General features: G+C 70.1%; 28 protein-coding genes, 1 pseudogene and 1 riboswitch. Of the genes and pseudogenes, 9 read left to right on the top strand and 20 right to left on the bottom strand.

Annotated elements, in window-relative coordinates:
• Nucleotide 1: 1 nt before the first annotated feature.
• From TN53_RS29040 to TN53_RS29025, 4 genes are read right to left on the bottom strand one after another with little or no spacing between them, the layout of a single operon-like run.
• On the bottom strand, nt 2–1,000 hold the full coding sequence (locus TN53_RS29040; RefSeq protein ID WP_095046795.1) for a methionine synthase: 999 nt from the start codon (nt 998–1,000) through the stop codon (nt 2–4).
• Nucleotides 997–1,686 carry an SDR family oxidoreductase gene (locus TN53_RS29035; protein WP_046261666.1) on the bottom strand — a complete coding sequence of 230 codons (690 nt, stop codon included), beginning with the start codon at nt 1,684–1,686 and terminating at the stop codon, nt 997–999. The genes TN53_RS29040 and TN53_RS29035 overlap by 4 nt, the downstream gene beginning before the upstream one ends.
• Before the next feature lie 26 nt (nt 1,687–1,712).
• The gene (locus tag TN53_RS29030; protein WP_046261665.1) at nt 1,713–2,252 is read right to left on the bottom strand and encodes a TIGR00730 family Rossman fold protein; all 540 of its coding nucleotides are present in this window, start codon (nt 2,250–2,252) and stop codon (nt 1,713–1,715) included.
• Nucleotides 2,249–3,052 carry a class I SAM-dependent methyltransferase gene (locus tag TN53_RS29025; RefSeq protein WP_199924664.1) on the bottom strand — a complete coding sequence of 268 codons (804 nt, stop codon included), beginning with the start codon at nt 3,050–3,052 and terminating at the stop codon, nt 2,249–2,251. The genes TN53_RS29030 and TN53_RS29025 overlap by 4 nt, the downstream gene beginning before the upstream one ends.
• 83 nt (nt 3,053–3,135) lie before the next feature.
• Between TN53_RS29025 and TN53_RS29020 the strand changes: the two genes are divergently transcribed.
• A complete protein-coding gene (locus tag TN53_RS29020) occupies nt 3,136–3,462 on the top strand; it encodes a DUF427 domain-containing protein (RefSeq protein ID WP_046261664.1) in 327 nt (108 codons plus the stop codon).
• A gap of 28 nt (nt 3,463–3,490) precedes the next feature.
• Nucleotides 3,491–4,273: an alpha/beta fold hydrolase gene (locus TN53_RS29015; RefSeq protein WP_046261663.1), complete on the top strand. Its 783-nt coding sequence runs from the start codon at nt 3,491–3,493 to the stop codon at nt 4,271–4,273.
• On the opposite strand, the gene mnmA is transcribed toward TN53_RS29015, so the two are convergent.
• Nucleotides 4,263–5,390, bottom strand: coding sequence for a tRNA 2-thiouridine(34) synthase MnmA (mnmA, locus tag TN53_RS29010; protein WP_046261662.1), 1,128 nt, complete (start codon nt 5,388–5,390; stop codon nt 4,263–4,265). The two genes, TN53_RS29015 and mnmA, sit on opposite strands and share 11 nt — an antisense overlap.
• Nucleotides 5,391–5,449: 59 nt before the next feature.
• Here mnmA and TN53_RS29005 point away from each other — a divergent pair, with 59 nt between their 5' ends.
• Nucleotides 5,450–6,112 (top strand): N-acetylmuramoyl-L-alanine amidase, encoded by a 663-nt coding sequence (locus tag TN53_RS29005; protein WP_046261661.1) that lies wholly within the window; start codon nt 5,450–5,452, stop codon nt 6,110–6,112.
• A gap of 50 nt (nt 6,113–6,162) precedes the next feature.
• On the opposite strand, the gene TN53_RS29000 is transcribed toward TN53_RS29005, so the two are convergent.
• From TN53_RS29000 to TN53_RS47925, 3 genes are read right to left on the bottom strand one after another with little or no spacing between them, the layout of a single operon-like run.
• Nucleotides 6,163–7,332, bottom strand: a complete 1,170-nt coding sequence (locus tag TN53_RS29000) for a cysteine desulfurase family protein (RefSeq protein WP_046261660.1) — start codon at nt 7,330–7,332, stop codon at nt 6,163–6,165.
• A gap of 52 nt (nt 7,333–7,384) precedes the next feature.
• Nucleotides 7,385–7,663 carry a hypothetical protein gene (locus TN53_RS28995; RefSeq protein WP_046261659.1) on the bottom strand — a complete coding sequence of 93 codons (279 nt, stop codon included), beginning with the start codon at nt 7,661–7,663 and terminating at the stop codon, nt 7,385–7,387.
• 44 nt (nt 7,664–7,707) lie between these two features.
• Nucleotides 7,708–7,872, bottom strand: a complete 165-nt coding sequence (locus tag TN53_RS47925; RefSeq protein WP_046261658.1) for a hypothetical protein — start codon at nt 7,870–7,872, stop codon at nt 7,708–7,710.
• A gap of 143 nt (nt 7,873–8,015) precedes the next feature.
• Between TN53_RS47925 and TN53_RS28985 the strand changes: the two genes are divergently transcribed.
• Nucleotides 8,016–8,642, top strand: a complete 627-nt coding sequence (locus TN53_RS28985; protein WP_046261657.1) for a TetR family transcriptional regulator — start codon at nt 8,016–8,018, stop codon at nt 8,640–8,642.
• A gap of 76 nt (nt 8,643–8,718) precedes the next feature.
• Here the strand turns inward: TN53_RS28985 and TN53_RS45685 are convergent, their stop codons facing one another.
• Both TN53_RS45685 and TN53_RS28980 read right to left on the bottom strand, forming a co-directional pair.
• Nucleotides 8,719–9,093, bottom strand: coding sequence for a hypothetical protein (locus tag TN53_RS45685; protein ID WP_095046794.1), 375 nt, complete (start codon nt 9,091–9,093; stop codon nt 8,719–8,721).
• Between the two features lie 114 nt (nt 9,094–9,207).
• Entirely contained in the window at nt 9,208–10,167 is a 960-nt protein-coding gene (locus TN53_RS28980) for a helix-turn-helix transcriptional regulator (RefSeq protein WP_046261656.1), read from the bottom strand.
• Nucleotides 10,168–10,254: 87 nt separating this feature from the next.
• Here TN53_RS28980 and TN53_RS28975 point away from each other — a divergent pair, with 87 nt between their 5' ends.
• The gene (locus TN53_RS28975) at nt 10,255–10,836 is read left to right on the top strand and encodes a TIGR03086 family metal-binding protein (protein WP_046261655.1); all 582 of its coding nucleotides are present in this window, start codon (nt 10,255–10,257) and stop codon (nt 10,834–10,836) included.
• Here TN53_RS28975 and TN53_RS28970 read toward each other — a convergent pair.
• Nucleotides 10,823–11,677: a thioesterase family protein gene (locus TN53_RS28970; RefSeq protein ID WP_046261654.1), complete on the bottom strand. Its 855-nt coding sequence runs from the start codon at nt 11,675–11,677 to the stop codon at nt 10,823–10,825. The genes TN53_RS28975 and TN53_RS28970 overlap by 14 nt on opposite strands.
• A gap of 136 nt (nt 11,678–11,813) precedes the next feature.
• Between TN53_RS28970 and TN53_RS28965 the strand changes: the two genes are divergently transcribed.
• On the top strand, nt 11,814–13,034 hold the full coding sequence (locus tag TN53_RS28965; RefSeq protein ID WP_046261653.1) for an alpha/beta hydrolase: 1,221 nt from the start codon (nt 11,814–11,816) through the stop codon (nt 13,032–13,034).
• On the opposite strand, the gene TN53_RS28960 is transcribed toward TN53_RS28965, so the two are convergent.
• From TN53_RS28960 to TN53_RS28920, 9 genes are all read right to left on the bottom strand, one after another.
• Nucleotides 12,943–13,599, bottom strand: a complete 657-nt coding sequence (locus tag TN53_RS28960; protein ID WP_046261652.1) for a trimeric intracellular cation channel family protein — start codon at nt 13,597–13,599, stop codon at nt 12,943–12,945. The genes TN53_RS28965 and TN53_RS28960 overlap by 92 nt on opposite strands.
• Nucleotides 13,600–13,665: 66 nt before the next feature.
• Nucleotides 13,666–14,898, bottom strand: coding sequence for an ABC transporter ATP-binding protein (locus TN53_RS28955; RefSeq protein ID WP_046261694.1), 1,233 nt, complete (start codon nt 14,896–14,898; stop codon nt 13,666–13,668).
• Between the two features lie 11 nt (nt 14,899–14,909).
• The gene (locus TN53_RS28950; RefSeq protein WP_046261651.1) at nt 14,910–16,007 is read right to left on the bottom strand and encodes an ABC transporter ATP-binding protein; all 1,098 of its coding nucleotides are present in this window, start codon (nt 16,005–16,007) and stop codon (nt 14,910–14,912) included.
• Nucleotides 16,004–17,002 carry an ABC transporter permease gene (locus tag TN53_RS28945; RefSeq protein WP_046261650.1) on the bottom strand — a complete coding sequence of 333 codons (999 nt, stop codon included), beginning with the start codon at nt 17,000–17,002 and terminating at the stop codon, nt 16,004–16,006. The genes TN53_RS28950 and TN53_RS28945 overlap by 4 nt, the downstream gene beginning before the upstream one ends.
• A gap of 110 nt (nt 17,003–17,112) precedes the next feature.
• Entirely contained in the window at nt 17,113–18,912 is a 1,800-nt protein-coding gene (locus TN53_RS28940) for an ABC transporter substrate-binding protein (RefSeq protein WP_046261649.1), read from the bottom strand.
• A 69-nt stretch (nt 18,913–18,981) separates the two neighbouring features.
• Entirely contained in the window at nt 18,982–19,992 is a 1,011-nt protein-coding gene (locus TN53_RS28935) for an ABC transporter permease (RefSeq protein WP_046261648.1), read from the bottom strand.
• A gap of 314 nt (nt 19,993–20,306) precedes the next feature.
• Nucleotides 20,307–21,107: an enhanced serine sensitivity protein SseB C-terminal domain-containing protein gene (locus TN53_RS28930; RefSeq protein WP_046261647.1), complete on the bottom strand. Its 801-nt coding sequence runs from the start codon at nt 21,105–21,107 to the stop codon at nt 20,307–20,309.
• Between the two features lie 149 nt (nt 21,108–21,256).
• On the bottom strand, nt 21,257–22,027 hold the full coding sequence (locus TN53_RS28925) for an enhanced serine sensitivity protein SseB (RefSeq protein WP_046261646.1): 771 nt from the start codon (nt 22,025–22,027) through the stop codon (nt 21,257–21,259).
• A gap of 81 nt (nt 22,028–22,108) precedes the next feature.
• Nucleotides 22,109–22,771 carry an AAA family ATPase gene (locus TN53_RS28920; protein ID WP_046261645.1) on the bottom strand — a complete coding sequence of 221 codons (663 nt, stop codon included), beginning with the start codon at nt 22,769–22,771 and terminating at the stop codon, nt 22,109–22,111.
• Nucleotides 22,772–22,992: 221 nt separating this feature from the next.
• Nucleotides 22,993–23,102: riboswitch (glycine riboswitch) on the top strand.
• Nucleotides 23,103–23,283: 181 nt separating this feature from the next.
• Here TN53_RS28920 and gcvT point away from each other — a divergent pair.
• The 3 genes and pseudogenes from gcvT to TN53_RS28905 form a co-directional block, all read left to right on the top strand.
• Nucleotides 23,284–24,399: a glycine cleavage system aminomethyltransferase GcvT gene (gcvT, locus tag TN53_RS28915; protein ID WP_046261644.1), complete on the top strand. Its 1,116-nt coding sequence runs from the start codon at nt 23,284–23,286 to the stop codon at nt 24,397–24,399.
• 118 nt (nt 24,400–24,517) lie between these two features.
• Nucleotides 24,518–24,895, top strand: a complete 378-nt coding sequence (gene gcvH / locus TN53_RS28910) for a glycine cleavage system protein GcvH (RefSeq protein WP_046261643.1) — start codon at nt 24,518–24,520, stop codon at nt 24,893–24,895.
• A gap of 15 nt (nt 24,896–24,910) precedes the next feature.
• A pseudogene (locus TN53_RS28905) lies at nt 24,911–25,132 on the top strand (serine hydroxymethyltransferase); the annotation flags it as partial.

Genomic DNA, 25,132 nt, shown 5'->3' with positions numbered 1-25,132 from the left:
GTTACTCTGGGTTGTCCGCGAGGGATCTCGCCGCCTGGACGCAGTGGGCGAGAGCCGTGCGCGCGTAACTCGGGGACGCCCCCGCGAGTCCGCACGCCGGAGTGACCGTGACCGCCTCCGCGAGAAGCCCCGGATGCAGCCCCAACCTGCGCCACAGCGTCCTGACACCCATGACGCTACCGGCAGGGTCCGACAATGCCGTGTCCGTGCCGGGGACGACACCGGCGAAGAGCCGGGTGCCGTTCTCCACCGCCTCACCGATCGCGTCGTCGTCACGCTCAGTGAGAAGGCTGAAGTCGAAGGAGATCGCCGCCGCACCGGCCCGGCGCAGGAGGGCGAACGGGACGTCCGGTGCGCACGAGTGGACCACGACGGGGCCGCTCGCGTGAACCCCGACGACGTCGCGGAGGGCCGACTCGACGACCTGCCGGTCGACGGCGCGATGGGTGCGGTAGCCGCTGGCGGTCTTGACGTGCCCGCGGAGCACGGCGATCAGAGAGGGCTCGTCGAGCTGGAGGACGAGTTGGGCGCCGGGGATGCGGCGCTGCACTTCGGCGAGGTGCTCGCGCAGCCCCTCGGCGAGCGAGGCGGCCAGGTCCCGGCAGGCGCCGGGGTCGCCGAGGGCGGCCTGGCCGTTGCTCAGCTCCAGCGCGGCGGCGAGGGTCCAGGGACCGACCGCCTGCACCTTGAGCGGGCCCTCGTACCCCTGGGTGAACTCCTCCAGGGCGTCCAGGTCCTCACCGAGCCAGGACCGGGCGCGCTTGGTGTCCCGGCCGGGCCGGTCCCCGATCCGCCACCCGCTGGGCTCGACGCGCGCGTACACCTCGACGAGCATTCCGGCGGTCCGGCCGATCATGTCCGCGCCGGGTCCGCGCGCGGGGAGCTCGGGCAGGAACGGGAAGTCGTCGAAGGAACCGGTGGCCGTCCTGGCGGCCTCCCTGGCGTCGCCGCCGGGCAGGGAGCCCACGCCGGTCGCGGGAGCGAAGGCGAACCCGGTCACCGTCCCGGCCTCACCGTCAGGTCGTTGATCTCCGCGTCCCTGGGCAGATCGATCGCCGTGAGGATGGTCGTGGCGACCGACTCGGGGTCGATCCACTCCGAGGGGTCGTACTCCTTGCCCTCCTGCTGGTGGACCTTCGCCTGCATGGGGCTCGCCGTGCGGCCGGGATACACGGAGGTGACGCGGACGCCGTTGCCGTGCTCCTCGTCGCGCAGGGAGTCCGCCAGAGCCTTCAGGCCGTGCTTGGAGGCGGCGTACGCCGACCACTCCGCGCCGGCCCGCAGGCCCGCACCCGAGTTGACGAACACCACGTGCCCGCGCGCCATGCGGAGTTGGGGCAGGAAGTGACGGGTCAGCTCAGCAGGAGAGATCAGGTTGACGTTGAGCTGGTGACGCCAGGACTTGGGGGTCAGGTCGCCGACCGCCCCCAGGTCGACCACCCCTGCGATGTGCAGCAGGGAGTCGACCCGGCCGGGAAGCGCCTGGTGGGAGAAGGCCCAGGACAGCTTGTCCGGGTCGGACAGGTCACCGACGAGCGTCCTCGCCCCGGGGAACTCCGCCGCCAGCTCCTTCGCACGGCCCGCGTCGCGCGCGTGGAGCACGAGTTCGTCCCCGCGCGCGTGCAGACGGCGGGCCACCGCCGCGCCGATGCCGGAGCCCGCCCCGGTGATCACATGTGTAGCCATGCCGCCATGCTCGCATCACCCGGGGGTCACTCGATGCCCTGGCTCTCCTCCAGATACGCCAGCGCCCCCACCGGCTCCTCCGCGAAGAACACCAGGTCGGTCAGCGGACGCGGCAGGAAGCCCTCGTCGTCCATGCGCCGGAACTGCTCCTTGAGGCCGTCGTAGAAGCCCGCGGTGTTCAGCAGGACCACCGGCTTGTCGGTGTGGCCGTGCTTCTTCAGCTCCAGGATCTCCGTCGCCTCGTCCAGCGTGCCCGTGCCGCCCACCATGATCACCACCGCGTCGGCCTTCTCCAGGAGCAGCTTCTTTCGCTCGGCGAGGTCCTTCGCGATCACCATCTCGTCGACCCCGGGACGGACCTTGGCGGCCAGGAACTCGACGGAGACGCCCACCAGCCTGCCGCCGGCCTCGTGGACCCCGTCCGCGACCACCTTCATCAGCCCGACATCCGAGCCGCCCCACACCAGGGTGTGGCCGCCCTTGCCGAGCAGCTCCGCGAACTCCCGCGCGGGGCGGGTATAGCGCTCGTCGAGGTCGGCGGCGGAGAGGAAGACGCAGATGTTCATGAGCCCACCGTACGGGCCCGGTCCGACAGCACCGTCACGCGCATCTTCGACTGCCGGTGCGGCAGCAGCTCCCAGTCGTCCATGAAGCGGGCCTGAAGACCGTGCCGTGCGGCGAGTCGGATCAGCGTCCCCGTCCGGTAGTAGAAATCCTCGTGCAGTACCTGGTGTTCACGTCCCTCGGTGCGGTTGAAGGTGAAGTCGAAGAAGCCGCCGGGCGCCAGCACCCGGCCGACGTGCGCGAAGCACTGCTCCACGACGTGCGGGGGCGAGTGCGAGAAGACGCTGTGCGCGTGGACGACGTCGAAGTACCCGGCGGGCAGGAAGTCGAAGGTCAGGTCCTCGACGAGCGCCAGGTACGGGAGTTCGGATTGCAGACCCTCTCGTACGAGGGTGTCCTGGGCGGCCAGCAGGATGGCCGGGGAGATGTCGAGGCCGTAGTAGTGGCCGGTGTCCAGGTGGTCGACGAAGAGGCGGCCCGCGCGGAGGTTGCCGCAGCCGATCTCCAGCATCCGGTGGTGCGGCAGCAGACCGTGGCCGACCAGGTAGTCGAACTGCATCCGGCCGATCTCGTCCCAGCGCTCGCGCGAGGGGTTGTGTCCCACGGCCGCCTCGGGGCTGCGGGCCGTGTCGGCGGCCATCACCGCGCGGTAGTACGCGATATGGCCGGGGTGTCTCAGCCGCAGCCAGGCGTCCCGCGCGGCCCGCCGGGTGTGGGCGGGGACGCGCTCGGGGTGGCGCAGGGCGTACCGCACCCGATGGGCGAGGTTCCGGCGGTTCGTGAACGGGTCGGCGGCTCCCATGAGGCCTCCTGCGCACCGAGGGAAGAACTCGGCTCCAGCGTGCGCTGCACTTGGCGAGACGGCTACCCCAAGGAGGCACCACCGTGACCGCAGGGCACCGCATCACCGTCGAGAAGGGCACCGAGCACGTCCGCGTCGTCCATGGCGACCAGGTCCTCGCCGACACCGACCGGCCCCTGGTCCTGCGCGAGACAGGCCTTCCCGTGCGGTACTACATCCCCGCCGAGGACGTACGCCTGGATCTGCTGACCCCGTCCGACACCCACACGTACTGCCCCTTCAAGGGGACGGCCTCGTACTGGTCGCTGCCGGACGCGGCCGACCTCGTCTGGGCCTACCCGGACCCCAAGCCGGAGGTGGCCGAGATCAAGGACCACCTCTGCTTCTACGAGGTGGAAATCACCGATTAGTCCGGCGGCCGGTGGGAGTCTCACCGGCATGGACAAGAAGACCCTTTCCCGCGACGGCACGCCCATCGCCTACGAATCCACCGGGCAGGGCCCTGCCGTGATCCTTGTGAGCGGGGCGATGTCGACGGGCGGCACGCTGGCTCCGCTGGCCGTGCCGCTGTCGGACCGCTTCAAGGTCCTCGTGTACGACCGCCGGGGCCGTGGCGAGAGCGGTGACACGGCGCCGTACGCGGTGGAGCGTGAGGTCGAGGACCTCGCCGCGCTGATCGACGCGGCGGGTGGTGAAGCGTGTCTGTACGGGATCTCGTCGGGCGGGGCGCTGGTGCTCCGGGCGGCCGCGAGCGGGCTGCCGGTGCGCCGGGTCGCCGTGTACGAGACGCCGTTCGCGGACTTCTCCGAGCACGGTGCGAAGGGGCGGGCCGAGTACACCGAGAACCTGACCGCCGCTCTCGCTGGGGGCCGGCGCGGGGAGGCGGTCGAGCTGTTCCTCCGGCTCGTCGAGATGCCCGACGAGATGATCCAGGGCGCCCGCCGGTCCCCCATGTGGCCCGGCATGGAGGCCGTCGCACCGAGTCTGGCCTACGACAATGCCGTCCTGGGCGACGGTCTGGTGCCCCGGGACCTGCTGGCCTCGGTCACCGTCCCCGTCCTGGCGGTCGCGGGAGGTGCGAGCCCCGAGTGGCTCCAGGAGGCCACCCGGGCGGTCGCGGAGGCGGCGGCGAAAGGGTCGTACCGGAAGCTGGAGGGTCAGACCCACATGGTGGATCCGACCGCCCTCGCTCCGGTGCTGGCCGACTGCTTCACGCCGTAGCGCCCGCCCTCGCGCGCGTGGTCGTCGCGATCGTCGCCGAGCCGACCACGCGCGTGTCGTCGTACAGCACGATCGCCTGGCCGGGGGCCACGCCGCGGACGGGCTCCGTGAACGACACCCGCAGTTCGCCGTCCACCAGTTCCGCGGTCACCTGCGTCTCGCCGCCGTGGGCGCGGAGCTGGGCGGTGTAGGTGCCGGAGCCGGTCGGGGCCGTCCCGCACCAGCGGGGCTTGATGGCCGTCAGCGCGTCGACGTCCAGGGCGGCGGCGGGGCCGACCGTCACGGTGTTGTCGACCGGGGAGATGTCGAGGACGTAGCGCGGCTTGCCGTCGGCGGCCGGGGTGCCGATGCGCAGGCCCTTGCGCTGGCCGATGGTGAAGCCGTACGCGCCCTCGTGGGTGCCGATCTTCGCGCCCGCCTCGTCGACGATGTCGCCCTCCGCCTTGCCGAGGCGATTCGCCAGGAAGCCCTGGGTGTCGCCGTCGGCGATGAAGCAGATGTCGTGGGAGTCGGGCTTCCTGGCGACCGCGAGGCCGCGGCGCTCGGCCTCCGCGCGGATCTCGTCCTTGGTCGTGACCGTGTCGCCGAGCGGGAAGAGCGCGTGGGCGAGCTGCTTCTCGTCGAGGACGCCGAGGACGTACGACTGGTCCTTCGCCATGTCGGAGGCGCGGTGCAACTCGCGCGAGCCGTCCTGACGGACGATCACCTGGGCGTAGTGGCCCGTGCAGACCGCGTCGAAGCCCAGCGCGAGCGCCTTGTCGAGCAGGGCGGCGAACTTGATCTTCTCGTTGCAGCGCAGGCACGGGTTCGGGGTGCGCCCCGCCTCGTACTCGGCGACGAAGTCCTCGACCACGTCCTCGCGGAAGCGGTCGGCGAGGTCCCAGACGTAGAACGGGATGCCGATGACGTCCGCCGCGCGGCGGGCGTCGCGGGAGTCCTCGATGGTGCAACAGCCACGCGCGCCCGTGCGGAACGACTGGGGGTTCGCCGAGAGGGCGAGGTGGACACCGGTCACGTCGTGGCCGGCTTCCGCGGCTCGGGCGGCGGCGACGGCGGAGTCCACACCGCCGGACATGGCGGCGAGGACGCGGAGGGGGCGCTGCGTGGAGTGAGTCATAACTCTTCCAGGGTACGGGGCGCGGGAACCGGAGCCCACGAATATCCGTTGACGATCACATGGGGGAGAGAGAAGCATCCAAGGACGGCGACCGGCGCATCGGGCGCCGCGCCCTGCTGATCGGCGGGGCGGCGGCCGCGGCGGGCACCGGTGTGCTGGCCCGGGACGAGCTGGCGCGCCTGTGGTGGCGTACGCCCGGCGTGGAGAAGCCACGCAAGGAGGGCGAGGTCGACTACACCGGCGCACGCTGGGTCGCGGCCTCGGACGCCAACTGGCGGCGCGCGGACCGGCCCGACGACTACGGCATAGACATGGTGGTCGTCCATGTCACCCAGGGCAGCTTCGACAGCGCGGTGAAGGCCTTCCAGGACCCGGGGCACGAGGCGGCGGCGCACTACATAGTCGGCAAGAACGGCCGGGTCACACAGATGATCCGCGAGCTGGACGTGGCGTACCACGCGGGCAACCGCGACTACAACGAGCGCAGTGTCGGCATCGAGCACGAGGGCTTCGTGGACCGGCCCGAGGACTTCACCGACGAGATGTACGAGGCCTCGGCCCGGCTGACGGCCCGGATCTGCGCGCGCTACGGCATACCCGTGGACCGCGAGCACATCATCGGGCACGTGGAGGTGCCGGGGACGGACCACACCGACCCGGGTGAGCACTGGGACTGGGACCGGTACATGAAGCTCGTCCGCGAGGCCGCAGTGAAGGTGTGACGCACGACCGTCGACCGTCGCTTCGCCGAGAACCCCTCGCCCCCGGTTCCCTAAGTCAGCCCCGCCGCCCGGGCACGTTCCACCGCCGGGCCGATCGCCTTGGCGACCGCCTCCACATCGGCCTCGGTGGAGGTGTGGCCGAGGGAGAAGCGGAGGGTGCCGCGGGCCAGGTCCGGGTCGGTGCCGGTGGCGAGGAGGACGTGGCTGGGCTGGGCGACGCCGGCGGTGCAGGCGGAGCCCGTGGAGCACTCGATGCCCTGTGCGTCCAGGAGCAGGAGCAGGGAGTCGCCCTCGCACCCGGGGAAGGTGAAGTGGGCGTTGGCCGGAAGCCGGCCCCCGGAGGAAGGGTCGCCGCCGAGGATCGCGTCGGGGACCGCCGTACGGACCGCTTCGACCAGCGCGTCGCGCAGGGCGCCGATCTCCCGGGCGAACCACTCGCGCTGCTCGGCGGCGAGCCGGCCCGCGACCGCGAAGGAGGCGACGGCGGGGACGTCGAGGGTGCCGGAGCGGACGTGGCGCTCCTGACCGCCGCCGTGCAGGACGGGTACGGGGGTGTACTCACGGCCGAGGAGGAGCGCTCCGATGCCGTACGGACCGCCGACCTTGTGGCCGGAGACGGTCATCGCGGCAAGCCCTGAAGCGGCGAAGTCGACGGGGACCTGACCGAACGCCTGGACGGCGTCGGCGTGCAGCGGGACGCCGAACTCCTTGGCGACGTCGGCGAGTTCACGGACCGGCATCACGGTGCCGATCTCGTTGTTCGCCCACATCACGGTGGCGAGGGCGACGTCGTCGGGGTTGCGCTCGACGGCCTCGCGCAGGGCGTCGGGGTGGACGCGGCCGTACGCGTCGACCGGGAGGTACTCGACCGTGGCGCCCTCGTGTTCGCCGAGCCAGTGCACGGCGTCGAGGACGGCGTGGTGTTCGACGGGGCTGGCCAGGACTCGGGTGCGGGCCGGGTCGGCGTCGCGGCGGGCCCAGTACAGGCCCTTGACCGCGAGGTTGTCGGCTTCGGTGCCGCCGGAGGTGAGGACGACCTCGCTGGGGCGGGCGCCCAGTGCTTCGGCGAGGGTCTCACGGGCCTCCTCGACGGTGCGCCTCGCTCGGCGGCCGGACGCGTGGAGGGAGGAGGCGTTGCCGGTGACGGCCAGCTGTGCGCTGAGTGCCTCGACTGCCTCGGGAAGCATCGGAGTCGTCGCGGCGTGGTCGAGGTAAGCCATGGTGACCCGATTCTACGGGCCCTGTGCAGAGGACTCGGCGCAAGGGTTGGTGCTAGAAGCTCCAGGACACCGTGCTGTCCATCTGCATGAACGCCACCAGCACCAGGAGGTCGGCGACGCCCAGGCCCAGACCCAGGAAGGCGCGGCCGCGGCGGGCGGTGCCGCGCCACAGGGCGACCGAGGCCAGGGCGATGGCGATCGGGCCGAGGAAGACGTTCAGCACGAGGAGGCCCACGAGGCCGAGGATGAAGGCGGCCACGGCCATGCCGTCCGCGTCACGGACGGCGGGGCTGTGGGTGGTGCTGCGGGTGGTCGGTGCGGTGAGCTGCATGGTGATCAGTCCCCTGGGTGCGTGATGTCGGGTGGGGCGGCGGGTCAGCGGGTCGAGGCGTGGCGGCGGCCGTGCCGCTCGCGGAGCGCGAAGATGCCGAGCCAGGCGGCGATCACGGCGGCGGCGACCGCGGTGAAGGCGAACGGCGCGTGGGCGACGGTGCCCAGGACGGCACCGAAGAGCAGAAGTGCGGCGACGAGGAACAGCATGGGATGAATCCCCCTCCGAGATGCTTGCGTGGTGCTTCTCGTTACATGTCGGTGAACAGTTGTAGTAACAGTTGTTCACTGACTTGAGAGTCTAGCGCGCCCGACGGCTTCTCAATTCCAGAGAACAGTTGTTTACTGATGACATGAGTCACACCCTCGGCATCCGGCAGGCCCAGAAGCAGAAAACCCGACAGGCGCTCCTCGACGCCGCGTTGGGACTGCTGGAGGAGCAGAGCCTGAGCAGTCTGGGCCTGCGCGAGGTCACGCGCGCCGTCGGCGTCGCGCCGACCGCCTTCTACCGGCACTTCCGCTCCACCGCCGACCTCGGCGTCGCCCTCGTCGAGGAGGCGCTGGGCAGCCTGCACCCGATGATCCGCACGACGGTCACCTCGGCCGACAACGCCGAGGAACGCATAGTCCGTGCCGTCGAGTTGATCGCCCACCACGTGGAGACGCACCCCGCCCACGTCCGCTTCATCGCCCGTGAGCGGCACGGCGGGGTCCAGCCCGTGCGGGAGGCCATCCGGGGCCAACTGGCCCGGTTCGCCGTGGAGGTGAAGGAGGAGCTCGCCAAGGACGTGGAGTCCGAGGACTGGAGCGACGAGGACCTGCTGATGCTGGCGAACCTCTACGTCGACCAGATGCTCATCACCGGCTCGCTGTTCCTGGAGTCACTGGAGGGCTCGGAGCAGGAGCGGGAGCGGGTCCGGCAGGTCGCCACCAGCCAGATGCGGCTCATCAGCATCGGCCGGGACCACTGGCACGGCTGAGCCGCACCGACCGCAACGCCCAGGGGCGGCACCCCCGTTCACCGGGAGTGCCGCCCCTGTCGTACGACGTGGCAGGTCAGCTCTTCGTGGCCGACGCCGACGGCTGCTGGGTGGGGGCGCCGCTGGGCGCCGCGCCCCCACCACCACCGGGGCCACCACAGCCGCCGCCCTGGCCGCCGCCGGGGCCGCCACCGCCGGGACCGCCGCTGGGCATGCCGGAAGGCGCACCGGACGGCTGGACCGTGCCGCCCGCGGTGGGTGCGCCCGACGGGGCGCCGCTCGGCATGCCCGACGGGTTGCCACTCGGTGCGCCGGAGGGGGTCTGACACGATTGCTGCCCGGAGTTGCCGCTGTTCGAGGAGGATGAGGAGTCGCCCGAGCCGCAGGCCACCAGGGCGAGGGGCGAGAGCGCCAGCAGGGCCACTGCGGGGATGAGACGCACACGCTGCATGAGAAACAACTCCAAGGAGGATGAGGGGGTCCTGAGGGCTGGAACTCAATCAACGCGGCTTAGGGCTTCCTTGAGTGATCACTGTCCCCGGCCTGTGCGCGAGGCAAAGACCGCCTAAAGGACTCCCTGGTACAGGTCCGTGACAGAAGTGGCCGCCCGGAGCAGTTCCGCACGCACTTCGGGCGGCGAGAGCACCTCGACCCGGTCGGAGAACTGGAGCAGTTGGCGGGCCTCGCCGAGCACGCCGTACGACAGCCGAGCGGTCACCCACTCGCCCTCGCCCTGCGGGAGTTCGGTCAGCCAGGCGGCGTTGAGGCGCAGGAACAGGTCGAGTCGGTCACGCCGGACCCGGACGACGACGTCGATCCCGCCGGGACGTTCCTCGACCTCGCGGCGCAACACCTCCCACACGTCCGCGAGTTCGACACCCGCCCTGCGCCGCACGGAATCGTCGAGCACGGTCGCCGCACGCACCCGGTCCGCACGGAACAGCCGCGGACTCCCCCGCCGGTCGGCGACGAGATACCAGACGCCGGCCTTGGAGACGAGGCCGTACGGGTCGACGGTGTAGGTCCTCGGTTCCCGCTGCCCGCTGTGCCGGTAGCGCAGCCGGAGCCGGCGGTCGGCGAAGACCGCGTCCTGGAGCACGTCCAGGTCGACGGCGACCTGCGGTCCGCCCATCCAGCGGGTGGCGTCGACGAGGATGCGCTGGGCGGTCGCCTCGGCGGCGGGCCGATGGGGTGCGGGCAGCGCCGCCATCACCTTGCGCAGCGCCGAGCCGAGCGCCGCGTCCAGGCCGAGCGCGGCATGCGCGCCCTGGGCGGCCAGGATGAACAGCGCACGGGACTCGTCGGCGGTCAGTCCGGTGACGTCCGTACGGAATCCCGCGAGCAGTTCGATGCCCCCGTGCCGCCCTCGTTCGGCGTAGACGGGGACGCCCGAGGCGGACAGGGCCTCGATGTCCCGGTAGATCGTGCGTACGGACACCTCGAGGCGTTCCGCGAGTTCGTGCGCGGGGACGCGGCCGCGGGTCTGCAGGAGCAGCAGGATCGACAGGAGGCGGTCGGATTTCACCCCACCAGGGTCCCTCCTGCGGGGAAGGCATCCACCAGGAGCATCCGCTCGCGAAGGTACGCAGAGAGTACGCAGAGAGGACCGGCCATGACCGACCCGCGCCCCCTGTTCACCCGTGCCACCACCCAGGCCGCCGAAGTCGTCGGGACCGTACGGCCCGAGCAGCTGGACGGGCCCACGCCCTGTCGCGACTACGACGTGCGCACACTGCTCAGCCATATCGTCGGCGCGCTCACGAGGATCTCGGTGTGCGGTGAGCGCGGGGACGGGCTCGACGTACGGATGTTCGTGGACGGTGTCGAGGACGACGGCTGGCCACGGGCGTACGACGGCATCAGGACCAGGGTGCTGGCCGCGTGGGCGAGTGACGAGCGGTTGGCGACGCCGGTGCGGGTGCCCTGGGGCTCGGTCCTGGGGCGGGACGCGCTGCCCATGTACGTCATGGAGGTCGTGACGCACACCTGGGACCTCTCCGAGGGGCTCGGACGGCCGCTGGGACTCGACCCGGAGCTGGCCGAGTACTCGCTCGCCACGGCACAGGTCGCGCTCCCCGCCGGTGACTCACGCGAAGGGCGCCCCTTCAAGCCCGCCGTGCCGGCCCCCCAAGAGGCCGACGCCTACGGCCGGTTGGCGGCCTGGCTGGGCCGGGAGCCCCTCAGCCGAGCCTGACGCGGGCGAGCTGGCGGGACTGGGCGACCAGGCGGTCCGTGCTGTCCCAGACCTCGGCGTCCTCCTCAAGGAAGCCGCCGGCGAGGTTGCGGGTGGTGATCGAGACACGGAGGGGGCCCGGGGCCGGGCGGCAGCGGACGTGGACCGTCAGCTCGACCGTCGGGACCCAGCCCTTGAGGCCGATCTCGAAGGCGGTGGGCGGCAGCGCGTCCACCGCGAGGAGCAGCGAGAAGGGGTCCGCGTCGCGGCCGTCGGCCAGGCCGAACCAGGCCCGCATCTCGCCCTTGCCGGACGGCGCGCCGAGGGCCCAGCCCAGGGTCGAGGGGTCCAGCTTGAGCATCAGCCGGTCGGTGATGGCGGAGCTGCCGTCGACCGGGGCCGGGCCGTCCTCGGGACCGAAGCACTGGTCCATGGGCGGGAACGCGGGCGGCTTCGCCGTCGTACGGACGTCGTCGGGCAGGGAGCCCAGGTCGCCGTAGGAGGCGAGGACGCGGATGCGTTCGATCTCGTTGCCCTGCTCGTCGTACTGGAAGAGCGAGGCCTGGCCGGTGGACAGGGTGCGGCCGGTGCGGACGAGGTCCGTGCGGACGACCGCGGGGCCGGGCTGGGAGGCGGTCAGGTAGTGCGCGGAGATCGTGAACGGGTCGGCGTGCGGCAGGGCGTCCGCGAGGGCTCGGCCGAGGACGGCCAGAAGGTAGCCGCCGTTGACGGCGCTGATGATCGTCCAGCCGGCGGAGAGGTCGATGTCGTAGACGCCGGGCTCGCGGAGGGTGAGCGCGGTGTCGCGGTCGAACTCGCTGTCGCCGATCGTGGCCTGCGTGGCGGTAGCTGCTTCTGGCATGGCTGAACGGTACAACAAGTAATTACTAAGCGGTAGCTTTGGTTTCGGTCGGGCCAGGGTGAGAGCAGGGCAGTTTCCTGGTAAGTGTCCGCACTCGTCCGTAAACCCGATGCCCCGCCGCCCCCTCTGTAGGGACATGAGCCTCACCGGGACCACGTTCCTCTCCACCCTGATCGTGCTGTCCGTCGTCGCCGTCCTCGTTCCGCTCGTCCTGTGGTCACGGCTGCGGGGACCCCGCGCCCTGCGCGCCGCGGGCCGTCTGCTGATGGTGGTGTTCGCCCAGGGGACCGCCGTCGCCCTCGTCTTCGTCCTGGTCAACAACCAGAACAACCTGTACGACGACTGGGCCGACCTGCTCGGCACCGGCGACCACGTCCAGCAGGCCGCGAACCTGGGCGCCGACGGCACCGGCGGTATCGCGCTGAAACGGCTCCCGAGAGTCCGGCAGCACTTCACCGACGCCTCCGGACCCGGGATGCGGGGAGTCCGGGAGACCCAGCTCACGGGCCGGGTGTCGGGCGTGAACGCCGAGGTCTACGTCTGGCTGCCGCCGCAGTACGGCCGCCCCGCCTACCGGCACCACAGGTTCCCCGTGGTCGAACTGCTGTCGGGCTACCCGGGCTCGGCGAAGGCCTGGTTCGGATCGCTGCACGCGGCGGACCAGCTGCGGCCCCTGATGCGTGACGGCCGGGTGGCGCCGTTCATCATGGTCGCCCCGCGCATGAACCTGCTCGCGGGCGTGGACACCGGGTGCGCCAACATCACGGGCACCGTGAACGCCGACACCTGGCTCAGCGTCGACGTGCCGAAGATGGTCACGGACAACTTTCGCGCCCAGGCCGGTCCGGCGGGCTGGGCGGTGGCCGGATACTCGGCGGGCGGGCACTGCGCGACGAAGCTCGCCGTCGCTCACCCCGACCGCTACCGGGCCGCGGTGAGCATGTCCGGCTACAACGACCCGATCGGCGAACCCAACTCACTGGCCGCCGAGACACCCGCACTGCGCCGCGCCAACAACCCCTACGTGCTGCTGCGCGACGCCCGCACCCCGCCCGCGATCGCGCTCTACCAGTCCGGCCAGCCCGGCGACGGCTACGAGGCGGCCACCGGCCTCGAACAGATCGCGAAGGCGCCGACGACCGTGCACGCCGTGTACGTCCCGAGGAGTGCGGGCGGCCACAACATGGCGCTGTGGCGGCCGCAGGTGGTCCCGGCGTTCCGCTGGCTGACCGAGGAGATGGGACTGCTGCACGGCCGGGCGGGAGCTACTCCTCGCGCACGGTCGAGCGCCGGTTCCAGGCCCGCGGAGCTCGCCAGTGGAACCGCATCGCCAGCAGCCGCAGCACGAAGGCCGTGAGGGCCGCGAGCCCGCTGGTGAACGAGGTGAGGGCGTCGTAGCGGATGCACAGGGCGACCATGGTGGCGCCGACGATCGCCGGGACCGCGTACAGGTCGCGGTCCCAGCGCAGCAGCGAGGGCACCTCGTTGGCGAGCACGTCCCTGAGAACACCGCCGCCGACGGCGGTGGCGAGGCCGAGGGTCACCGACTGGGTGAGGCCGAGCCCGTACTCGTACGCCTTGGTCGTCCCGGCGACACAGAACAGGCCGAGACCGGCCGCGTCGAACACGTTCACGCCGACCTGGATGCGCTCCACGTGGGGGTGCAGGAAGAAGACCAGGAGGGCGGCGAGCAGCGGGGTGACGAAGTACCCCAGGTCCGTGAAGGCCGCGGGCGGTACCGCGCCGATGATCAGGTCCCGGAACAGTCCCCCGCCCAGCGCCGTGACCTCGGCGAGGACGGCGATGCCGAAGACGTCGAAGTTCTTGCGGACGGCCAGCAGCGCGCCGGAGATCGCGAAGACGAAGATGCCGATCAGATCGAGCGTGTGCTGGACGGAGGGGCTGAACAGGTTCTGGAACACCCCCACATTCTCACCCAGCAGTAAGCCCCCGCCTTACAAATGAAGGCGGGGGCTCGCTGACAGGACTTACTTCTCCTTGGAAGGAGCTTCAGGCTCTTCGGAAGGAGCTTCGGGCTCTTCCGTCTCCTCGGCGGCGGTCTCGGCGACCTCCGCCGCCACCGCCGCCGAAGTCTCCGCCGACTCCGCGAGCACCTCGTCCGCGACCAGCTCGGCCGCCTCCTTGGCGACCGTCAGCAGGACGGTGTCCTGCGGGGCCTGGTCCTCGAAGTTCTCCGGGTGGTGGCAGGCGACCTGCTGACCGGGCTTGAGCTCGATGAGCTTCGGCTCGGTCGTCTTGCAGATCTGCGTCGCCTTCCAGCACCGGGTGTGGAAGCGGCAGCCGCTCGGCGGGGAGATCGGCGAGGGCACGTCGCCCTTGAGCAGGATGCGCTCGCTCTTGGCGTTCCTGCGCCGCGGGTCCGGGATCGGCACCGCAGACATGAGCGCCTTGGTGTACGGGTGCATCGGCGCCCTGTACAGCGACTCGCGGTCCGCCAGCTCGACGATCTTGCCGAGGTACATCACCGCGATCCGGTCCGAGACGTGCCGGACGACCGAGAGGTCGTGCGCGATGATCACATACGTCAGACCGAGCTCCTGCTGAAGGTCGTCCAGCAGGTTCACCACCTGGGCCTGGATCGACACGTCCAGCGCGGAGACCGGCTCGTCGGCCACCACGAGCTTCGGGTTGAGCGCGAGCGCGCGGGCGATGCCGATGCGCTGACGCTGACCGCCGGAGAACTCGTGCGGGTAGCGGTTGTAGTGCTCGGGGTTGAGACCGACCACCGACAGCAGCCGCTGGACCTCCGCCTTGATGCCGCCCTCGGGCGTGACGCCCTGGAGCTTGAAGGGGGCGCCGATGATCGTGCCGATGGTGTGGCGCGGGTTCAGCGACGAGTACGGGTCCTGGAAGATCATCTGCACATCGCGGCGCAGCGGACGCATGCCGCCCACCCCGAGGTGGGTGATGTCCTTGCCCTCGAACTCGACGGTGCCGGCGGTCGGTTCGAGCAGCCGGGTGATCAGCCGGCCCATCGTCGACTTGCCGCAGCCCGACTCGCCCACGACACCGAGGGTCTCGCCGGACTTGACCTCGAAGTCGATGCCGTCGACCGCGCGCACCGCGCCGACCTGCCGCTGGAGCAGGCCCTTCTTGATCGGGAAGTGTTTCTGGAGCCCGGTCACCTTCAGCAGGGTCTCACCGGGGGCGGCGTCGCCCTTGGTGATCACCGTGCCTTCGCTCTGCGCAGGGATGCTCACTTTGTCCTCGCTCACAGCTTCGGCGCAATCTCTTCGATCCAGATACGCTCCCGCTGCTCCTGCGACATGTGGCAGGCGGCCCAGTGCTGGCTGCCCACCTCGGACAGCTCGGGGCGGACCGTGCGGGTGACGTCGTCCTTCGGGATGTCCGCGTACGGGCAGCGCGGGTTGAAGGCGCAGCCGGACGGGATGTTGATCAGCGAGGGCGGGGAGCCCTTCACCGGGATCAGGCGCTCCTGCTGGTCGCGGTCCAGGCGCGGCATCGAGCCGAGCAGACCCCAGGTGTAGGGGTGGCGGGGCTCGTAGAACACCTTCTCCGCCGGACCGCGCTCGACGCACCGGCCGCCGTACATCACCAGGATGTCGTCGGCGAGCTCGGCGACGACGCCCAGGTCGTGGGTGATGATGATGACCGCGGAGCCGAACTCCTTCTGCAGATCCCGGATCAGGTCGAGGATCTGCGCCTGGACGGTCACGTCCAGGGCGGTCGTCGGCTCGTCCGCGATGAGCAGTTCGGGGTTGTTGACCAGCGACATCGCGATCATCGCGCGCTGGCGCATACCGCCGGAGAACTCGTGCGGGTAGCTGTCCACCCGCTTGTCCGGCTGCGGGATGCCGACACGGTCGAGCATCTCCACGGCACGGCGCTTGGCGGTCTTCTTGTCCACCTTGTGGTGGATGCGGTACGCCTCCACGATCTGCTGGCCGATCGTGTAGTACGGGTGCAGCGCGGACAGCGGGTCCTGGAAGATCATCGCCATGTCACGGCCGCGCAGCTTGCGCACGTGGTCCGGGTCGGCGGTGAGCAGCTCGGTGCCGTCCAGCCAGATCTCGCCGGAGATCTGCGCCTTGCGCTTGCCGTACTGGCCGGCGGTGTGCAGGCCCATGATGCCGAGCGAGGTCACCGACTTGCCGGAGCCGGACTCGCCCACGATGCCGAGGGTCTTGCCCTTCTCCAGCTGGAAGCTGAGCCCGTCGACGGACTTGACCAGACCGTCGTCGGTCGGGAAGTGCACCTTCAGGTCGCGCACTTCCAGGAAGGCGGTCGGCGCGGGCGTAGCGGGGGTGGGCTCGCCCACGGCCGCTCCGCTCTTGCTGAGTTCGGTCATGCGAGCCTCACTCGGGGGTCGATCACGGCGTACAGGACGTCCACCACGAGGTTGGCGATCAGCACGGCTACGGAAGTGATCAGGGTGACGCCCAGAATGATGGGCAGGTCCTGGTTCTTGATGCCGTTCAGCACCGCCTGGCCGAGGCCCGGGAGGCTGAACGTGGTCTCGGTCAGGATCGCGCCGCCGATGAGGGCGCCGAGGTCCATACCGAGCATGGTCAGGATGGGCGTCATCGTGGAGCGCATGGCGTGCTTGCCGATGACGACCTGTTCCTTGAGGCCCTTGGCGCGCGCGGTTCTGATGTAGTCCTCGCCGAGGATCTCCAGCATGGTGGCGCGGGTGATCCGGGCGTACATCGCGGCGTAGAGGAAGGCCAGGGTGATCCAGGGCAGGATCATGCCGCCGAGCCAGCCGGTGAAGCTGTCCTCGAGGGGCACGTACTCGCCCTCGATCCAGCCCAGGCTGTAGGAGAAGATCGCCAGGCTCAGCAGACCGGTGAAGTAGATCGGGAGGGAGACACCCGCGAGGGCGACGACCATCGCCCCGCGGTCCCAGAGGCTTCCCCGCTTGAGCGCGGAGAGCACACCCGCCGAGACGCCGAGGATCAGCCACAGCAGTGCGGCACCGAGCGCGAGCCCCAGGGTCACCGGGAAGCGGTCGGTCAGCACCGGCCAGACGGCCTGCTCGCTGCGGAAGGAGTAGCCGAAGCACGGCGCGGAGCAGTGGATGACGTCGCCGCCGCCCGCATAGGTGCGACCCGCGAAGATGCCCTTGAAGAACTCCCAGACCTGAGCGTAGATCGGGTCGCCCAGTCCCAGCTTCTGCCGCACGCCCTCGACAGCGGCGGGGTCGGCCTGCTTGCCCACGAAGCTCAGGGCGACGTCGACACCCGCCCACTTGGGGACGAGGAAGAAGATGCCGAAGACCACCATGATGATGACCACGAGCATCACTGCGGCGGCAAACAGCCGCCTGATGAGGTAAGCGAGCACAGCTCTCGGCCCGCCGCGGACCGCGGGCCACCGGAGGTCTTCCGATGGCCCGCGATCACACGTCGCCGGCCTTCACCTGCCTTTCGTGCCGTTCGGCGGGTGTGCCGGGATTACTTCGAGGACTTCAGACCGAGGTTGACGAAGTCGTACATGCCGCTGTAGTTGTCCGACGTGTAGACGTTGGCCAGGCGGTCACCGCGCCAGTTCACGAACTTCTCGAAGACGAACGGCAGGTAGTAGCCACCGTCCATCACCGCGTGGTTGATGTCCTTGGCGAGCTGCAGCTTCTCCGCGTCACCCTGCGTCTTCACGTAGGTGTCGAACAGACCGTTGATCTTCTTGTCGTCGATCATCGCGAAGTTGTTGTTACCGCTCTCCAGGATGTACTTGCCATCCCACAGCGGCAGACCGAAGCCCTGGACGGACGGGAAGTCCGCGCCCCAGCCCATGATGATGATGCCGAAGCCCTTCTTCTTCACGTTCGAGGGGCTGCCGATGATGCCGGAGGTCTGCGAGCCGTCGTACTGCTCGATGTCGACGGAGATGCCGATCTTCTTCAGCGAGGCCTGGAGGGACTCGGCGGTGGCCACCTCGACCGGCTTGTTGTTACGCACCGCGATGGTGGTCTTGAAGCCGTTCGGCTGACCGCAGGCCTTCAGCTCTTCCTTGGCCTTGGCGACGTTGCCGTTCTTGTTGGCACCGGCGAGCTCGTACGGGTCGTAGGACTGGCCCTCGGAACCCGGAACGGTCGGCGGGAGCATGTTGGTGCCGATGTCACCACCGGCGACCGGGCCACCGCGCGCGGTCTGCAGCGAGACGTGGTCGGCACCGTAGATCACGGCCTTGCGGCAGTGCTCGTTGTCGAACGGCTTCACCGTCTGCGGGAAGACCGCGTAACGGATGTAGCCGGAGACCGGGTTGTCCAGGTTGGCCTTGTGCTCCTGGAGGGCGCTGGTGCGGCCCTGCGGGGACAGACCGGTCTGGTTGATGTCCAGGTCGTAGTCACCGGCGAGCAGACGGGCGTCCAGGTCGTTGGCGTTCGAGAAGAACTTGACCGAGATCTTGTCCGGGTACGCCTTGCGGATCGGGTCCGAGGCCTGGTCCCACTTGTCGTTGCGGACCAGGACCAGGTCCTTGCCCGGGCTGTACGACTGGAACTTGTACGGGCCGGAGGAGAACGGCTTCAGGCCGTACTTGGACTTGGTGTCCTTGTCCTGGCGGACCGGGGAGGCCGAGACCAGGGCGAGGATCTCCTGGAAGTCGGCGTTGGCCTCGGGCAGCTTGAAGACGACGGTCTTGTCGTCCGGCGTCTCGATCGCCTTCAGACCCAGCTTGTCCGCGGAGGTGTCCTTGTACGGGCCCTTGTACTCGCCCTTGGGGTCGAGGACGTCCTTCAGGTACACCGGGCCGCCGGACAGCACGTCCTGCGCCCAGACGCGCTCGATGCCGTACTTGACGTCCTTGGACGTGATCGGCTTGCCGTCCTCCCACGTGATGCCGTCACGCAGGGTGTACGTGTAGGTCTTGCCGTCGTCGGAGACCTTGGCGAGACCGCTGGCGAGGTCCGGCGTGAGCTCGGTGCCCTTCTCGCCCGGCGCGGCGGCACCCGTCACGAGCTGACGGCTGTAGTAGCGCGCGAAGTTCCACATGAAGCCGTAGTAGCCACGCGTGGTGTCCCACGAGTCGGCGTCCTGGGCACCGGCGAACTTCAGCTCGCCGCCCTTCTTGGCCAGCGAGGCCTGGGCGACCTTGTTGTTCGCGGCGTTGAAGCCGGCCGCGCCCGCGCTGTTGCCGCCGTCGTCGCCGTCATCACCGCCGCCGCCGCACGCCGCCGTGGTCAGCAGCGCGGCGACCGCGGCGACAGCGGCAAACGCCTGCTTCCGCCGCCCTGAGGTGCGTTGGGTAGTCACGATCTCGGATCCTCCGGATTTGATGAGAGACCCCGTGTTGGTGCCACGGGACGCTTTGTGTACGGCAGTTCAGCGGGAACCCTTCGGGTCCAGCGCGTCACGCACGCCGTCGCCGAAGAGGTTGAAGGCCAGAACGGTGATGAAGATCGCTACACCGGGGACCACCATGTACGTGGGGTCCGACTTGTAGTAGTCGATCGCGTTCGAGAGCATCTGCCCCCAGGAGGCCGTGGGCGGCTTGACGCCCACGCCCAGGAAGCTGAGCGCCGCCTCGGTGAGGATGTTGGTGGGGATCATCATCGTCGTGTAGACGATGATCGGCGCGACCAGGTTGGGCAGCAGTTCCTTGAACAGGATGTAGAACCGCCCGGCGCCGAGCGAGCGGGCCGCCTCGACGTATTCGCGCTCGCGCAGCGAGAGCGTCTGGCCGCGCACCACGCGTCCGATGTAGGGCCAGCCGAAGAAGCCGATGACCAGGATCATCACGAACAGGCGCACGTCGGTGCCGGTCAGACCCAGCATCTCGTTCGGCATGACCGAGACCAGCGCGATGATGAAGAGCAGCTGCGGGAAGGCCAGCAGACCGTCCATGACCCGGCTGATGGCCGAGTCGATCCAGCCGCCGAAGAAGCCGGCCAGGATGCCCAGGACCGTGCCGATGACGACGGCGACGATCGCGGACAGGAAGCCGACGAGCAGGGAGATGCGGGCGCCGTAGAGGACCCGGGCGAAGATGTCCCGGCCGTTCACCGGCTCGACACCCAGCCAGTGGTCGCCGCTGACGCCACCGAAGGACCCCTTGGGGGTGCCGAACAGCGGATCGATCAGGTCTTTGTCGTTGTACGTGTTCGGGTCCTGCCCGTACAGGCTGGTGATCACCGGCGCGAGCAGAGCGACGACGATGAGGAAGAGCACGACAATGCCGCCCGCGAGCGCCAGTTTGTCCCGCTTCAGGCGCTCCCAGGCGATCCGTCCCAGGGAACGCCCCTGTACGGCCTTGGCGTCGGCGCTGATAACCGCCGCTTCTTCGGCCGCGCTCGGGGCCGCTTCCGCGGTCGGCTCGTGCAATGGTGCCGTCATCTGGCAGGGGCCCCTCTCAACCGGCGGTAGCCGGCCTTCACTTGCCGCTGTGGCGGCGTGATCAGTCCGTCGTACACAGGGGCGAACCCACCCCTGCTGCGGGAGTCTTCAACGCTTTGGCGATCTGTTGCCAGACTTGGCGATGAAAGGATGCATAAACGTGATGCGGCTAGGAGGGTTCCGTTATCCGGACGCCGGGTAACGCCCGCCGGACGGGGACCAGTTGGGACAATGAGGGCCTCATAGGGGTCTTCTGCCCTCATCTACGCGCGCAGATACACTCCCGTAACAAGAAGAGCCTGTGCCGGTCTGGATCAGTAGCCGGCGGGCGCCGGAGGGTAGCCGTACCCCGCCGCCGGGGCCTGGGCCGGAGCCGCGGCATGTGCCTCGCGGTCGTAGAAGGGGCGGGCACTCCCGCGCATCCACATCGCGACCGGGTCGAACTCGTCGGACATGGCGACGGTCGACACCGGCAGCCCGTCCGGGACCGCGCCGATGGACTGCTGCATCATCGCGCGCACCGAGTCCACGGCGGGCGGACTGGTGTCGTACACATCCAGACCGATGGCGAGATACGGCGCCCCGAGCGCGGGCTGCACCCAGGCGCGGCGCAGCGAGCGGACGGCCGGGGTGCGGTGGGCGTTCTGCACGATCAGGCCGTAGAACTGCGGAATCTCGATCCCGGGCTCCGACAGCCGCAGCGGGCCGGCGGGCTGGCGCTCCAGGCCGGTGGCGATCCGGCGCAGGTCGAGCCAGGGGATGCCGACGCCGCCGCCGGGGGCGTGCGGGTTGAGCCAGAGGCCGAAGTGGTCGGGATAGAGGGTGCGGGCGACGTCGATCCCGTCGACGACCTCGTAGGAGCGGTTCCACCCACTGGCGCTCAGCTCCTGGGCGGAGGTGACGCACGGGGCGTATCCGTACCCGCCCACCTCCATGTTTCCGTACTGAGCGTCGGGCGAGCCCGACTGGCCGTGCCAGAGGAGCATCCAGATCTGGCCGGAGGAGGGGGTGGCGAGGGCGCGGAGGAGTGCCTCGTAGGCGTCGTATCGCCCCGGCGTCACCTGGCGCAGCATGTGCTCGACCTGGCCGGTCGCGGCGGTGCCGCTCGCGCTCACCTTCTACCGCCCCTTCGGGAAAGTTGCGTGTGTCTGCCGACAGCTTATGCGGTGGGAGCTCGGGGGTTGCGGTGGTCCGCCGGGTGCAGGCCGGTGGGGGCTTGTCGCGCAGTTCCCCGCGCCCCTGGGTGTGCTGCCCCTGAGGGCGTCTAAAAGTCCTGCTGATGAAAGGGACGTACCTTCTCTTTCATCCAGTGACCCACCGGATCATCCGCTACGTCCAACAGGACCAGGTTCACCGGCCACCGCACCGGGGTCTGGGCCAGGGCCCGACCCAGGGCGTCCATGGGGAGGGTACGTAGGTCGCCCTCCCATTGGGAGAGTTCGACTCCCACGAACATCACGGGCTCGGCCGTCTCGATCGAGGCCAGGCAGCGGCGGGCCGTCAGGACGACACCCGTCGCGGCGAACTCGGCGGAGGCGGTGGCGAGGAAGTCGACCGGGTCCTCCTGCCAGTCCGGCTCGTAGAGCTTGACGCGGCCGCCGGTGTTGGGCCCGTCCAGTGGGGTGCGGCCGATGCGGCAGAGCTCGGCGACGGCGGGCGGCGGAAGCGGGACGCCGACCACACCGTCCGGGTTCACGGCGATCCCGATGTGCGGGGGCAGACCGCGCGCGAACTCGACGGCGGGCGCGATCGTGTACGCCATGTGCCCGCCCGCGACCTGCCGGAACTGCTCCTCGGAGCTGAAGACCGGGACGTACGCCTGGCCCCCGATCTCCATGCTGGGCAGGTCCAGGGGGCCGCTGTGCGGGCCGCCGCCGCTCGGCAGCGGGATCCAGACGAAGCTCCGGCCCAGGACCTCGATGATCCGGCCGCCGGCCGCGGGCATACCGAGGGAGGCCGAGAGCACCTCCTCCAGCTCGTTGCCGGGCCATCCGCCGCCGTGCGGATGGGGGTGTGCCTGTGCCGGGAATGCCATCTGTCCGTCCGCCTGCCGAGTGCTGCCGCTTGTGGCTTTGTCTGTGGCTGAAAAGGCTAGCGGGTACGGAGGCGGCTGAGGTCAGCCCGTGAAACCGACCCGGCGCAGGGTGTCCGCCGCGTCCCGGTCGAGCAGCACCGCCGAGCCGACGCCCTGCGGCAGGTCGCCCTTGGCCACGGAGCGGATCAGCCGGGCGGCGGCCGTGCGGTGCCGCAGGAAGGCGTACTTCGAGACGCCGCGGCCTCGCTCGCGCTGGCCGGCCAGCGCGGTGTCCGGGGCGACGTCGAGCAGCAGCAGATGCAGGGTGCCGCCACGGCGGCGGGCCTCGCGGGCCAGCCAGCCGCGCACCCAGGACTGGGTGCCGCAGTCGTGCACGACGACACCCTTGCCGGAGCGCAGGGCGCGGAACAGACCGAGGTAGTGGGCGACGCGGACGAGGGGACGGTAGATCGCGTACGGCAGGAAGCGCGGCGCCCGGTCGTCCCAGCGGTCGCGGGTGTCCTGGGAGTCGATCCGTACGCCCTTGACCGCCCGCCGCATCAGGGTGGACTTGCCGCTGCCGGGCAGGCCGGTGATCACGACCAGGTCGTCCGGGGCGAAGAGCAGGGCGTGCGGGCTGTGGCCGGCGCGGTCGCGCAGGTCGCGGACGACCGGTTGCGCCGCGCACGTCTCCCGGGCCGGAGCGGCCGGCTGTGCGGGCAGCGCGACGGCCGACGTGCTGGCGTACGCAGTGGTCCTGTTCACCGTGATCGTCCTCCCCTGGGGCGGGTCACGAGTTCCCCTCCCCGTCGAGTGTAAAGAGAAGGTAATCCGCGGCGCCTCCTGTTTCCGTCCGTTTCTCGCAACAGGCCTGCTACAGGGTGCGGCGAGTGACGGTGGAGTCGGTGCGGCCCCGGTGGGAGCCACCCCTGCCCCGCCGGCCGGATGCGTGCAATGATGTCGGCGCCAACTGCATACCGGCCGTTTGAATCCGCGCGGGAGAGTTCCGGGCCGTACGTTCTCGTACGAGCGCCCGGGCGCCGAAGGAGCAAGTCCCTCCCTTGAATCTCTCAGGCCCCGTTACCGCGCGGGCGAGGCACATCTGAAAAGCGAGCCGCCCTCCGGCGGTTCCACCCAAGGTGCAAGTCATGTCCCCTGCGGTCATGGCGAACCTCTCAGGTTCCGATGACAGATGGGGAGGAACGACCTCGCCCTCCCCCACGCTCGAATGCGCTCGCGCGGGAGGTACCCCCATCGCCTTGGGAGACAACCGTCCGATGAGCAATGAACCCCGCCTTACCGCGCTCGATGCCCTGCATCGCTCGCTCGGCGCGACGATGACCGACTTCGCCGGCTGGGACATGCCCCTGCGCTACGGCTCCGAGCGCGACGAGCACAACGCCGTGCGCACGAAGGCCGGGCTCTTCGACCTCTCGCACATGGGCGAGATCACGGTGAGCGGACCGCAGGCGGCCCAGCTGCTGAACTTCGCCCTCGTGGGCAACATCGGGAGCATCGGCGTCGGCCGCGCCCGCTACACCATGATCTGCCGCGAGGACGGCGGCATCCTCGACGACCTGATCGTCTACCGGCTCGAAGAGACCGAGTACATGGTCGTCGCGAACGCCTCCAACGCCCAGGTCGTCCTGGACGCGCTCGTGGAACGTGCGGCCGGCTTCGACGCCGAGGTGCGGGACGACCGGGACGCGTACGCGCTGCTCGCCGTCCAGGGCCCCCAGTCGCCGGGGATCCTCGCCTCGCTCACCGACGCCGACCTCGACGGACTGAAGTACTACGCCGGGCTGCCCGGCACGGTCGCCGGCGTCCCGGCGCTGATCGCCCGCACCGGTTACACGGGCGAGGACGGCTTCGAGCTGTTCGTGAAGCCCGAGCACGCGGTCGAGCTGTGGCAGGCCCTGACCAAGGCGGGCGAGGGCGTCGGCCTGGTCCCGTGCGGGCTGTCCTGCCGGGACACGTTGCGCCTGGAGGCGGGCATGCCGCTGTACGGGCATGAGCTCTCCACCGAGCTGACCCCCTACGACGCGGGCCTCGGGCGGGTCGTGAAGTTCGAGAAGGAGGGCGACTTCGTGGGCCGCGCGGCCCTTCGCGAGGCCGCCGAGCACGCCAACCACGAGCCGCCGCGCGTCCTCGTCGGCCTGATCGCCGAAGGCCGCCGTGTCCCCCGCGCCGGGTACGCCGTGGTCGCCGACGGCCAGGTGATCGGCGAGGTCACCTCCGGCGCCCCCTCCCCCACGCTGGGCAAGCCGATCGCGATGGCGTACGTCGACGCCATGCACGCCGCGCCGGGCACCACCGGAGTCGGTGTGGACATCCGGGGCAGCCACGAGCCCTACGAGGTCGTGGCTCTGCCGTTCTATAAGCGCCAGAAGTAGACACTGGACGCGAGGTCGCGCGCCCGCGCGTGACCCTGCGCACATTTCCGCTGCTCACGCACGTTTCCAGCGGTCCCCCATCCACCAGCACTCCCCCGCGTACAGGAGAATTCAGGCCATGAGCAACCCCCAGCAGCTGCGCTACAGCAAGGAGCACGAGTGGCTGTCGGGCGCCGAGGACGGCGTCTCGACGGTCGGCATCACGGAGCACGCGGCCAACGCGCTCGGCGATGTCGTCTTCGTACAGCTCCCGGAGGTCGGTGACACGGTGACCGCGGGCGAGACCTGCGGCGAGCTGGAGTCGACCAAGTCGGTCTCCGACCTCTACTCCCCGGTCTCCGGTGAGGTCACCGCGGTCAACGAGGACGTCGTCAACGACCCGTCGCTGGTGAACTCCGCCCCCTTCGAGGGCGGCTGGCTGTTCAAGGTACGCATCGCGGACGAGCCGGCCGACCTGCTCTCCGCCGACGAGTACACCGCCTTTTCCGCCGGCTGAGGAGTCGTACACCTGATGTCCGCACTGAACACGCCCCTGCACGAGCTCGACCCGGAGATCGCCGCCGCGGTCGACGCCGAGCTGGACCGTCAGCAGTCCACCCTGGAGATGATCGCCTCGGAGAACTTCGCTCCGGTCGCGGTGATGGAGGCCCAGGGCTCGGTCCTGACGAACAAGTACGCCGAGGGCTATCCGGGCCGGCGCTACTACGGCGGCTGCGAGCACGTCGACGTCGCC

The sequence above is a fragment of the Streptomyces sp. WM6386 genome (genome assembly GCF_000972385.1).
Classification (GTDB): Bacteria; Actinomycetota; Actinomycetes; order Streptomycetales; family Streptomycetaceae; genus Streptomyces.
The sequence above is the reverse complement of the archived record's forward strand: the minus strand, read 5'-3'. Positions and strand labels throughout refer to the sequence as shown.